This is a genomic window from Dapis hubbardiae BLCC-M172 (assembly GCF_050016015.1).
Lineage (GTDB): Bacteria > Cyanobacteriota > Cyanobacteriia > Cyanobacteriales > Microcoleaceae > Trichodesmium.
In genome coordinates this window covers 1-12,693 of the sequence record NZ_JBNHEQ010000259.1, presented here as the reverse complement: position 1 = coordinate 12,693, position 12,693 = coordinate 1, and the positions used below count along the sequence as shown (strand labels likewise).

General features: G+C 34.2%; 9 protein-coding genes. 4 read left to right on the top strand and 5 right to left on the bottom strand.

Annotated elements, in window-relative coordinates:
- Positions 1-347 precede the first annotated feature (347 nt).
- Together ACP6PK_RS24085 and ACP6PK_RS24080 are read right to left on the bottom strand one after the other, a co-directional pair.
- Positions 348-959, bottom strand: a complete 612-nt coding sequence (locus ACP6PK_RS24085; protein ID WP_426563329.1) for a cysteine dioxygenase family protein — start codon at positions 957-959, stop codon at positions 348-350.
- Between the two features lie 551 nt (positions 960-1,510).
- A complete protein-coding gene (locus ACP6PK_RS24080) occupies positions 1,511-1,813 on the bottom strand; it encodes a hypothetical protein (RefSeq protein WP_426563327.1) in 303 nt (100 codons plus the stop codon).
- Between the two features lie 571 nt (positions 1,814-2,384).
- On the opposite strand from ACP6PK_RS24080, the gene ACP6PK_RS24075 reads away from it, so the two are divergent.
- The gene (locus ACP6PK_RS24075; RefSeq protein WP_426563325.1) at positions 2,385-2,969 is read left to right on the top strand and encodes a Uma2 family endonuclease; all 585 of its coding nucleotides are present in this window, start codon (positions 2,385-2,387) and stop codon (positions 2,967-2,969) included.
- Positions 2,970-3,058: 89 nt separating this feature from the next.
- On the opposite strand, the gene ppk1 is transcribed toward ACP6PK_RS24075, so the two are convergent.
- The gene (gene ppk1, locus ACP6PK_RS24070; RefSeq protein ID WP_426563323.1) at positions 3,059-5,224 is read right to left on the bottom strand and encodes a polyphosphate kinase 1; all 2,166 of its coding nucleotides are present in this window, start codon (positions 5,222-5,224) and stop codon (positions 3,059-3,061) included.
- Between the two features lie 1,522 nt (positions 5,225-6,746).
- On the opposite strand from ppk1, the gene ACP6PK_RS24065 reads away from it, so the two are divergent.
- Complete coding sequence (locus ACP6PK_RS24065) at positions 6,747-6,953, top strand: hypothetical protein (RefSeq protein WP_426563321.1); 207 nt, start codon at positions 6,747-6,749, stop codon at positions 6,951-6,953.
- A gap of 456 nt (positions 6,954-7,409) precedes the next feature.
- Here the strand turns inward: ACP6PK_RS24065 and ACP6PK_RS24060 are convergent, their stop codons facing one another.
- Positions 7,410-9,344: a mechanosensitive ion channel domain-containing protein gene (locus tag ACP6PK_RS24060; RefSeq protein ID WP_426563319.1), complete on the bottom strand. Its 1,935-nt coding sequence runs from the start codon at positions 9,342-9,344 to the stop codon at positions 7,410-7,412.
- 238 nt (positions 9,345-9,582) lie between these two features.
- On the bottom strand, positions 9,583-10,497 hold the full coding sequence (locus tag ACP6PK_RS24055; RefSeq protein WP_426563317.1) for a sulfotransferase family protein: 915 nt from the start codon (positions 10,495-10,497) through the stop codon (positions 9,583-9,585).
- 637 nt (positions 10,498-11,134) lie between these two features.
- On the opposite strand from ACP6PK_RS24055, the gene ACP6PK_RS24050 reads away from it, so the two are divergent.
- Positions 11,135-12,031, top strand: coding sequence for a hypothetical protein (locus ACP6PK_RS24050; protein WP_426563315.1), 897 nt, complete (start codon positions 11,135-11,137; stop codon positions 12,029-12,031).
- 11 nt (positions 12,032-12,042) lie between these two features.
- Complete coding sequence (locus ACP6PK_RS24045) at positions 12,043-12,426, top strand: hypothetical protein (protein WP_426563313.1); 384 nt, start codon at positions 12,043-12,045, stop codon at positions 12,424-12,426.
- The last annotated feature ends 267 nt before the right edge of the window (positions 12,427-12,693 follow it).

Below are 12,693 nucleotides of genomic sequence, written 5' to 3'. Positions count from 1 at the left end.
ATAATGAAAACTATCTCTAATTATCCATTGGTAAGACTTCCCTTAAGGTATCAACTCGCCCTGAGTCTTTCGAGTAGGGGCGAATGGCCATTCGCCCCTACAGTCTGTTCGATTTATAGATGGGAATCCCGCGTTTTCTTGTAGAGCAACATCGGGAGGATGTCAATACTACTCTCAAGTTATATCATGTCTGGTTTAATACTTATAAATCAATAAATAATGAGGGAGGAGTAAAGAGGGAAGAGGAGAAAGCTTTAAAATATAAGGAAGAGCAAGTTTTTTTATCACTAATTATCCAGACATGATATTACTGAGGTATTGAGGTACAGTTCTTCTTCCTTCCTTATTCAAAACTTTTTAGCCGTTTGAGCAACTGGGTCAAATTCAAACCTTTCAGAAGATTTTGTTTCACCATAAATATTAAAAGTAAATGTAGGTTCATCTCCAACTACTTCTATATTATGAATAGCATCAGAAGTGAAACTAATTAAATCTCCAGGCTGTAATATTTGCTCTCCAGATAGTTCAATTTTATATTTATTTTCTGGGTCAGGACTAGGTTTCCAGAAAGTATTTTTTTCCTGACCTTTTAATACTGCTACTATTCCCCAAGTACCATGATTATGAATTGTTGAAATTGCTCCTGGCATAATTTTTACGGTTTGTACTGTGAGGGGAAATCCTAATTCATCATACAATAAAATAACAGATATTCCTGTTTTTTCACAAGGTTCTGGCTCTTGAGTTTGCAGCCAGTATGAATTAGTAATAAATTGTCGGACTAACAGTCTAATTTTTGGCAAACAACTAGCTTCATCTATAGCATCTTTTAAGGTATCTTCAAGTTCTGTTAAAAATCTATAAAATCTATAATTTTCTCTTAATAATTTCCATTCATTCACAGTTTTACAAGGTTGACATTGACCGTCTCCAGTCAACAACCAATCTTGATTCTTCATGTTTATTTCTCCCCTGGTAGTAATTATGCTTTAGTTAATGAAAACTTGTCAGAATTGACTCCAAATATTTATACATTATATAGTCAAAGTTGCTACTTAAAAAATAATAAAAATATAAAATTTTTCGGGTGTATTAAATTATAACTTCATACAAGTATAATATATATTTTTATGTGTTCTACTTGACAAAGATTCTGCATAAATTATTGAAATTGATAATTATGATGTCCATATAATTCATTTGTGTAAATTATTGGGGAATATCTACTCAAGTTTATTATTCTAACCATATTTTTCTATGGTATTCTGTAAGCATTTAGGTATTAGCTGTCAATTCTCAGCAAACTGACTTTTATTTACCGAAAAATCAAGGTACAAAGCCTCTCCATGTTATGGATAAAAAAGAAAAAAAATTTCTTGAGCGCCTTACCTCTTCTTTATAATAAGAGGTAATTATTACTTATTACTTATTACTTATTACTTATTAATTATTAATTATTAATTATTGTAGGTATTCTGTGTCATAAACATCATATAATCTAAGTCACAAACTACTCTTTCTTCTTCTTCTTCTTCTTCTTCTTCTTTTTCTTCTTTTTCTTCTTTTTCTTCTTTTTCTTCTTTTTATCTTCCTTGCCATCATCTAAGAATTGTAATTCACCGATTTCTTGTTTATCTTCTTCAAGATATTCGCGAACCCATACTATGAGAGTAGCATTACAATGGGGGCAAGTCACTATTTCACTACCGTCCACCCACTCATAATCTTTATCCGTTGGTGGCAATATGATAGGAATAGATATGGAAGGCAGTTTAAATTTAGTGTGACATTTCGGACATTCTCTTTTTGTCATTTCAGTTATTAGTTAAGGGAATAGGGAATAGAATTTACTCCTTCTGATTCCCTCTTCCTTACTTCTACCATTTATTACCGAAAAATCAAGGTATAAAGCCTCTCCTTTCAAGGAGAAACAAAAAAATTTTTCCTTTTATTCAATCCTATCCGTTTTAGGGAGAGGTAATTATCAATTATTGAAAAATATTTATTGCGTTTAGTAGACTTTGTTGCATGAAAGTAGCCATAGAGTATCCATTGCGCAGAGATATTGCTCTCTTTCACTATTGATGCTCTATTCATCTATTGGACAATAGTAAGGGTTGGTAAATTAAACTTAAAAGCTCTTACAGGCAAAGGTTTTAGCCTTTTAAATTTCAAAATTGATCTTATATTCATCTATTGGACAATAGTTACAGCAGTTTCCGCACATTATTTTAGATATGCGGAATAAGTGTGGCAGCTATATACTTTCATCCAACAAAGGCTGTTTAGTATAATAAAATAATCAAATATAGCAGTCGAAGCAAAGGGCACAAACGTTTATAAATGCTCAAACTCAGTCAATGATAACTTTTGACTTTTGACTTTTGACTTGCGTTATAAAAGGAGCGATCGCCATGACTTTGACTCTTGTCAAGTGGACAGTTACAGAATATCATCAGATGATTGCAGCGGGAATATTAGTAGACCGCCGTGTGGAGTTACTGAATGGAGAAATTGTAGAAATGCCATCGGAGGGAGAATTTCATGCTTATACCAGTGATGAAGCGGGAGAATATTTGATATATCTGTTAGGGGAACGTGCTAAGGTACGTCAAGGTAAACCTATTACTTTGTCACAGAGTGATTCTGAAGCGGAACCCGATCTTGCAATAGTACAACGTTTAGGTAGAAATTATCGCGAACATCACCCCTATCCAGAAAATATATTTTGGTTGATAGAATATTCCAATTCTACTTTGAGTAAAGATTTGGAAGTGAAAAGTAATATTTATGCTGCGGCAGGTATACCAGAATATTGGGTGATTAATTTGCAAAATTGGGAAGTTGTGGTATTTCGTTCTCCTACTAATACAGGTTATAATTCCCAAGAAATTTTGAGTCAGGGAGTAATTGTACCGTTGGCGTTTAGTGATTTGGAGGTTTCGGTGGAGAGATTATTTGGAGAGTAAGTAGGTTGGGAGACGATCGCTCTGAAATATATAAACTTTAGGTTACCAGTAGGGACATTCAATAGAACATCCCTAAATTCTCTCTATGCCTAACTATGCGCTACAGTTTCCATCAAAATTTTATGGGAACCAAGTTCAGGAGAATTATCATTAGAACGACGCTGAATATACTGACCATCTGCTTGTAAATCCCAAGCTTGGCGGTTGTCAGATAATAAAATCCCCAGAATCTCTTGCAACTCTTTCATATTGTCAGGATCTTCCACAGGTGTAATAGCTTCAACCCGACGATTAAGATTACGAGGCATCCAGTCAGCAGAACCAATATACAACTCCTCTTTACCTTTATTATGGAAGTAGAAAATCCGAGAGTGTTCTAAATAACGCCCGATAATACTCACCACCTTAATATTTTCACTGATACGCTCTAAACCCGGGCGCAGACAACAAATACCACGAATAATCAAATCAATTTTCACTCCTGCTTGAGACGCTTCATACAAAGTAGCAATGATTTCAGGGTCTACCAAAGAATTCATCTTCGCCACAATACGGCCTGTATCTCCATCTTTACAATTCTCAATTTCTCGGCGAATCAGTTTAATAAAGCGACCGCGCATATTCACAGGCGCCACCAACAACTTCCGGTAAGACTGCTGCCGAGAATATCCTGTCAAGAAATTAAACAAATCTGCTAAATCTGCTCCTAATTCTGGGCGACAACTCAACAAACCCAAATCAGTATAAAGTTTAGCGGTCTTAGGATTATAATTACCAGTACCAATATGAACATAACGACGGATATGATCTTCCTCCTGACGCACCACCATCACAATTTTAGTATGAGTCTTCAGACCTACTAAACCATAAACAACGTGAACGCCAGATTGTTCTAACTTCCGCGCCCATTGAATATTATTTTCTTCATCAAATCTTGCCTTCAATTCCACTAATACTGCTACTTGTTTGCCATTTTCTGCCCCTGCAATCAAAGCATTGATAATAGGTGAATCTCCAGAAGTACGGTAGAGAGTCATCTTAATCGCCAATACATTAGGATCGTGTGCTGCTTGGGTAATAAAACCTTGTACCGTACTTGCAAAAGAATGATATGGATGATGTACCAATAAATCTTTCTGGCGAATTACCTCAAAAAAGTCAATTCCATTGTTCTCATTCAGGTCACGAGTTGTTATATCATCACTATAATTTCGTAACCGTGGTGGCATAGTAGATCCCCAATTTGGATCTTTAAGGTTAGGCAACGGCAACCCTAAGAATGACATTAAATCTTTTAAATCAAGTAATCCATCTACTGTGTAGACATCTTTTTCAGACAACTCCAACTTTTCCATTAATATCTTTTTTAATTTACTTGGCATTGTTGGGTTAATTTCCATTCTAACTACGGTACCACCTATACGCCGTTTTCGTAGTTCTTTCTCAATCACTAACAGTAAGTCATCACCCTCATCTTCTTGCACTGCTAAGTCAGCATCACGAGTAATCCGAAATAGGTGATATTCCTGAATATCCATACCAGGAAATAGAGAACCTAAATTGTGAGCAATGATTTGTTCGAGAGGAACTCCTACCCAATTTATAGTGTGAGTGTTTTCTTGTATTTGTTGCAATTTTTCTGGTAACCGCAAAAACCGAGGTAATATTTTCGGGACTTTAATTCTAGCTAATAAATCTTCTTGAGTATCTGGATTTTTTAGCATTACTGCTAAGTTAAAACTAAGATTAGATAAATAAGGAAAAGGATGACTAGCATCAATAGCTAGAGGTGTAAGTACAGGAAATATGTGTTCTTCAAAATAGTTTTGTAGATATGTTTTTTGTTCTTGATTTAGGTCTATATAATTGAAGATATAAATGCCATTTTTCCCTAATTCTGGTCGTAAGGTTTCCTCAAAGAATTGGTGTTGTAAAGAAACCATTGGTAATAGTCTTTGATTAATCCCATCTAGTTGTTCTTGGGGAGTACGACCGTCAGGTGTTAATTTATGTACTTCAGCTTCTATTTGTTTTTTCAAAACTGCTACCCTAACCATAAAATATTCATCTAAATTAGAACTAAAAATTCCTAAAAATTTTAAACGTTCTAATAGGGGAGTACGGGGGTCTAAACCTTCAGATAAAACCCTACGGTTAAACTCTAACCAACTAAATTCTCTATTAAAGTAGTATTGTGGGTTACTGAGATTTTTTTCTACAGGAGTTTCTGTTCCATTCTTTTTATTTTTGGACATAGTTAATTAGGTGATATTGGTTTAAATTTACATTGATTTTAAGGTAGTCTGGATCAGTTGTAAAGTCTATTTTTTATAAGAACTAGCAGGTTCATTAATTGATAATTGATAATTGATAATTGATAATTGATAATTACCTCTCCCTAAAAGGGAGAGGATTGATACTAATCAGGAAAAAAATTATTTTTTTTCCCCTTTCAAGGGTCGGCTTTTAACCTCAATTATTTAATTAATAATTATTAATTATTAATTATCCGGTAATTAGAACCTTTGATGAATCTAGTTAAATTTTTGCTAAGGTTGAAAGTTATTACCAGATGAAATAGTTTAAATCGTGTGGTCAGTTTTCAACTTAGTTAAAATATTTGTCTAGATAAGTTATGCTTTGTTCATTAATGGATAATGGATAATTGATAATTGATAATTACCTCTCCCTTTTAGGGAGAGGATTGACAAATAAGGAAAATATTTATTTTTTTCCCCTTGAAAGGGGAGGCTTCAAGGCGTGAATTATCTAATTATTTAATTGTTTAATTATTAATTATTTCGGTAAATAAATGTTTAAATAATGGTAATGAATGTTAAATATATGTGACTTTTATGAACACAAATATTAAGAATGACTTATATTTGTATTTTGAACAGAATAGTGTTGTGATATTTATAAAAATAACTGTGCTTAAAAGTCTCAATAAATATTATTTATTAGTCACAAAATACATGATTAAATTTTGTCTGAGGAGGAATTTAATCACATAATACTTAATCAAATAGCTTCAGAGTGAAGTCCTGTTTATTTCTTTCCATCAAATATTTATTGTATTTTCCTGCTCAACCCCACTTCTAAATATTGAAGCAGAAAGTAATTATTTTGGTTGACTCCATCATTACACTCAATTATATATTAAGATTTAGTAAAGATTCACTGTAACATTAGATAATTATATATATAGTATTTGAAAATTTGATGTTTTTTGGTGTGAAAGGGGTTATACCAATTATCATGGATTAATGCTATACTTGACGATACTGCAATTATTAAGTAATAAAAAAAGGCCGAATTACCTTTTTAATAATTGTTAGCCAGTGGTGTATTAATTATTCTTATTTTTACTTTTCCCCTACTCCCCTGCAATCGGAAAATGTAGACTAAGTTTTTGAGAAATGGTAGAGCATTTCCCAGGCTAGTAAGGTACAGTTCTTTCGATCCCCCCCTAACCCCCCGATGAGTTGGGGGGAACTGGAAGTCCCCCTTTTTAAGGGGGATTTAGGGGGATCATTGATGTACCTCACGCCCGTTGAAAACTGCTATATTACTTATTCCTAATAATACAAGTACCGAAAAAAGAATGCTACAAAACTCTATTTCTAGGCAACAAACAACAGGCAGCAGGCAACAGGCAACAGAGATTTGTAGCAAACACTTATCAAACTGCTATAAAAAGCTATAAGGTGTGTAAAAATACGGATATGTCATAGATATAGTGAAAACATACATTCAGAACAGAAAGGATAATATAAAATGACTCCCAATAAATCAAAATCAGAATCTGTAGTTCCAGTTATCGGCATGGCAGCCTTCACAGTTATTGCTACAGTAGTTTATGTTGGATTCGGAGTAGCCAGTGTAGTTGATAGAAGTCTTGCTGTTTTGGATGTGGAACCTGAAAATGCAAGAGTAGAGCAAGTAGCAGAAAAATTATCTACTTGGAATGATTATGATTATTAGTTATCAAAAATAGTTATAAAAAAATATTTGTTTGTAGTTGTGCTTTAGCACCCCAAATATTCTTCCAGTGCTTTAGCGCAACTTATTCCGATCATAAAGGTGATTAAAATACTTTACAGGATATGTCCCTGTCATTTCAGTTTTCAGTTTTCAGTTCTCAGTTTTCAGTACCTCTAGCTGTTTGCGCAGCATTCCGTAGGAAAGCCTCCGGATTGAAAATACGGAATATTCTTTTTTTTATCCTCTTAAAAGAGGAGGCGTAACTACCCAATTTTTCGGTGACTAATAAAGATATAGAAGTCCCCATTACTGGCGCGGACATTCTCGCTCTCCTCAAATATAGTCCGTGCTGCGAATTTAACTTCTGTACGTTGCCAATCCAACCTCGCCTATCTGACTTATGTACCGTTTTATAATACCAATACTATCGGATTTTATCTGACTTCTGACTCCTCCTTATCCATCAGAATCATCTTGTAGATTTGAATCAATTTCATTCTCTGAGCTATTAGAATTAGTGTTAATATTGACTTCAACTTCATCATGATAAAATCGATAAAAAAGAGGTTCATCCTTAAAATTATGTTCATCGAAAACATGGTGAATTATCCCCTGTTGTAACATTAACTCACCCATCAGAATTGCTTCTTCCCTGGTAGCTCGTTCATTAATCATTAACCATTCTACTGCTTCCGAACCTAAAAAGACATTTTTAAATAGCTTAAACTGAAATCGTCGATCTTTGATAGAAACTCCATTCTCTCCACCCATAGCACTAGATATTGCCTCCCAGTCATACTCTTCTTTGCTAGAAGGAGGTTCAATAGTTGGAATTTCTTGAGGTAAAGGTCGATATTCTACAGGAGTTTGCGATCGCACCCAAGCATAGAGTTCTGGATCGAGGTCTTTGAGATGTAGGTCTTGTTGAGGGCGAGGAACTTCTACTCCATATTTTCGCAAATATCTTTCTATCTGGTTATATAGGTGGGTTCTTACTTTTGGTTGCTTAAGAGGATCGCGGATAAATGCCACCACCCGAAACTGCAACCCATCCTCTGTATATTCCCGAAATTTTACCTTGGGGGGAGGATGGCGGAGAATATCTGGATGTTCTACTTGTGCAGCAGCGAGTAGAACCTTGTAGACAAAATCAATATCTGTTCCGTAGGGAATTTTCACATAAGCTTTGACTCTAGTTATACCGCTACGGTTCCAGTTGAGAACCTCTCCTTCAATAAAGCGAGAATTGGGAATAGTAATAATGTAGCGTTCAATATTGGAAATGTCAGTAGTTCTGGCACCGATACGTTGAACTAAACCTTGAAACTCTCCAACTTGAACCAACTCTCCCACTTTTATCGGACGAGCGACAATTAAAATTAACCCAGAGATAAAGTCTTTAACAATATTTTGTAATCCAAAACCAATACCTATACCCAGCGCCCCAAGTAGAATAGCTAGAGACTGAAAGTCTACTCCTCCAGCATTAAGAATGAGGAGCGTCCCAACAGACAGTAGTCCGTATTCGACAAAAAAAGCAATTGTACCTTGGTGACTAGCTTCTGCTTCTGTGAGGGGGAGCAAGCGAGATTTGAGAATACCGACAAACCAACCTACTCCTACCCAAAGTGCAGCGATAGTTAAGGCGATCGCTAATATTCGGTTGAGAGAAATGGTTTCTTCTCCCAATTGAAACATTCTGGCATTAAATGTATTGTCTAAAAGTTGAAAAATCTCGTAAAACCAAGCTCTAGTTATGGGAAATAATTGAACTCCATAATTGATAAATGTCGCCCATACTCCCACTTGCAATAATAGCAAAACTAATAACTGTAAAGAGTGCCAGCGTCTCTGAGGATTTTTTATCTTCAGGCGTAGAATGTAACGAAATAGTAATACCAGGCCCCCCTGAAGCAACAGGGTAGTCACAAAGGCAATTGTCAGAATTTTGACTGCCCAACGGGTATAAGCTGGTGTACGTTCTCGCCAACTTTGCTCCAAACCCTGCTGTAGTTGTTCCTGCCACATTTGCGCCTGCATCTCTGAGTACATAGAATTGATGGTATCTTCTTCTACCTCCACTAAGGGGCGACTATCAACTTTCAATACCACATTTTGATTAGAGCGAAATAGTTTGACCTCTGGAGGTTTTCCCCGTTCAATACTATCAGCTAAGGCGGACTCTAAAGTTGATGTGATAAATTCAGCTCGTTCCTGAGCTGTCACTTTTCCCAAAGAACCTATTTCTAGAAGTTCTCGACCATCTAATACCACTGGAACTTTGAGACTTGCTCCATCTTCAGCTTGGACAGGAGAAAGAAGAAATACTGATAGTAAACTGATGCAAAGTATAAGGGCAAATTTAACTAAATATTTCTGAAATCTTGCCATATTAAGTACCTATATATAATTAATTTGAAGGAGGAGACAGGAGACAGGAGACAGGAAGTCATGCATTAAGATTTTGTCTGCTCAAAACTTTGATGCTACAGTAATTTCAGGGAATTATTTCACACCTAAATTTTGAAACTATTTGTGACATTTTTAAAGTTAATTGGTATCAGCAAGAGGCAAATTAGACCAGGAATAAGGAGCAGTCTTTTGTGGCAACTTTTATTGTAACTAAGGATTAAGTTTTATTCCTATGAGGTAAGGGAACATTAGGAACATCTTTATTTAAAAACTGGCACAGTTTATCCCACCCATCTCCATTTTCCCAACATATTATTATTAATTTATCCTGCCATGCAGAAAAATAATCGATAACTAATTGGTTATGGTTTTCATAAAAATTCCTGTAGTAGTTTTCGTCATCAACATATTTATTGCCGTATAGAATATCATACCAAATTTCCATTTCCATCCTCTTATTATAGTGATTAACCAAGCTTATAAACCATGTTTGAAAATCTTTTCTAACTGTTAAAATAAATTTACTATTAGGGCATTTTTGGTTTAATTCCTTGTAAATAAAAGGAAAAGGATAATCTCTAAAGCTTTGGTGGTTTTCTAAAAGTGAAAAAACGTCAGTAAAATCATTCAATTTAACTTGTTTGACCAGCTTATATCGATTTACTGTATGCCAACTAAAATTTTTGTAACCCAGGATTTTAAAACACGCTTCTAAAGTTGTAGTTCCTGTTTTACCCAAGCCAATACCAAATACCTTTGTTTCCTTTAATTTCAACGAACTATTAGAAGCCATACCTGTTTTTCGAGAAGGTAAAATGTTGTTTTGACAAGAACTTTCCTTCATGCGGCTAACTAAATTAGCAATAGATAATGGCGAGTAATTTTGTACTTGTAAAAGTTTTCTTAAATTTTTATAGCTGTCGTTCAAATCAGGTTTCAGTTCCAGTGAAATACAGTATTGCGCGATAGCTTCGTCTAAATTACCTTTTTTTGCTAAAGCATCTCCTAATTCCTGATAATACCAAGCAAAACAGGGGTTAATGTTGATTGCTTGCTGATAAGTGGCGATCGCCTCATTCAACTTACCTTCCCTTTTTAACTTATTTGCCTTTTTAATTAAATCACCTTTCATTAATGGATAATGGATAATGGATAATTACCTAGCCGTTAAAACCGTAACAGAATTGAATATAAGGAAATTCAAGAGCACTTTTTTTTCCCTTTCAAGGGGATGCTTTTAACCTGAATTATTTGATTAATAATTAATAATTATTAATTATTCGGTAATCATTTAGTAAAATCAATTTTACTAAAGTTATTGCGTACATTGGTATAAGAAAGACTATATAACAATGAACTACCCCGGCGTGTAGATGGGCAGGGTTTCTAAAACCTCACCCAAAACATCTACATTTTGAGATTTTGTTAGGGAAGCTTTGCAGCAGCCAATGCTTGGCCATGGCAACTATCACCTCATTAAACACTTGAGTTGATATAATCATCTTAGCGTATTAGTATAAAAAATCAACTTTGAGTATAAATGTGGAAATAATAAAAATTCAATCAATTATTTACTTCTAATTAAGTCTACTTAGTCAAAAGAGCAAACCCTAATTTTTTACCAATTTATCCACAAATCAATATATAGCAATCTGCGCATAAGTTGTAAGATTTTATCGTAGGGGTTTGGTCTGCAAACCAAGCCCATAAATGGGATTTGTCAACCAAACCCCTAAAGCTTTCTCTGACAAATCATTTAGGATTACTATATGAAGAAATCACTACTATATTTGACTATCTCAATCATCTATGGATGTAGTAACTTTTCTACTCCTGAAAATCAATTATATTTACCTAGTACATCACCCACTCCTACCTTTGTAGAATGCGCACAAAAACCAAAAACTCGTCTGGGAAAAACAGAAAGTAAATCTTTATCTTTAACTGAAAATATAATTACTATATCGGATACTGTTAACTCCGAAAAACAACTTGGATATAAATTTTATGCCAGAACAGGCAAAGATTTTAACTATAGAATTACCAGCAATGTTTGTATTTGGATATTTGCCCCAGATACTAAATTATTACAACGGCGAGAATTAATCATAACGACACAGCAAGATTCTCCTATTTCGGGAGAACAAATGTCTATTGGTTTACCTCTAACGGGAGAATACATTATACAAGTTTCAACTCCTACTAAATCCTCACAATTTAATTTAGAAATGAGTTTAGGCAATTTGCCAAAACCAAAACCATCTGTGGTTAGTTCAGAAACCGCAAAATCAGATTCTCCATCAACACCAATACCAGAAAAAACTCCTACTAAAGCTTCTGCTGAAGAAGCAGTAAAAAATTATTATTCTAATCTGAATCAAGGTAAATATCAGGAAGCTTGGAATCAATTATCATCAAGTTTTAGGAATAATAAACAACTACATCCAGATGGTTATAATTCTTATTATGACTGGTGGTCAGCTATAAGTAATATTGTGATTCAAAATGTTGAACCAACCAATACAGGTACAGACACATCTACAATAAATATACAAGTAAAATATACAAAAAAATCTGGGGAAAATATTACTCAATCTCTAGATTTATTTTTAATCAGGAATTCTGCAAATAATAATTGGGCGATAGATGCTGTTACACTTAATTAGTTGAAATTATTATGGTAAAATATTCCCTGAATCTCACTGAAAAAAACACCAATCAACAATATAGATATACTGTAGACTTAGAACAACATTATGAAGACCAGCCAACAATTTTTTTTACCCCAACAGTATGTAATAAAATTAAAAATGAACTAGAAAGCCAAAGTAACTCTGAAATTAATGATATGCACTTACAAACAATTATTAAAACTTGGATTCAAGATATAAAAGAAGGATATAGAGATAGTAGGATTATTCTAGACTTACCTGTAACTAATCATCAAAATATTCACAATCTCAAAGAATTGGGAAATCAAGAAATTCCCCCATTTATTTATCCAGACTTATCTGATATAGAACCAAAAATAGGAGCGTTACCACCTCTAGATTTTTCTTAAAAGAAGGGAGTAGGGAATAGGGAGTAGGGAGTAAGGAATAGGGAATAGTGAGTAGAGTTTTTAGGAATAAGATATTTTGGCTTAATGTATAGAATAGTTAAAAATATTCCTGAACCTGACTTATTACTTAATAACTAAATTTTTAGGCAGTAAGGAGTAGGGAGTAAGGTAGTAGAGTTTTCAAGAATAAAATATTTTGGCTTAATGTATAGAATAGTTAAAAATATTGAGGAACCTGACTTATTACTTAATAACTAAATTTTTAGG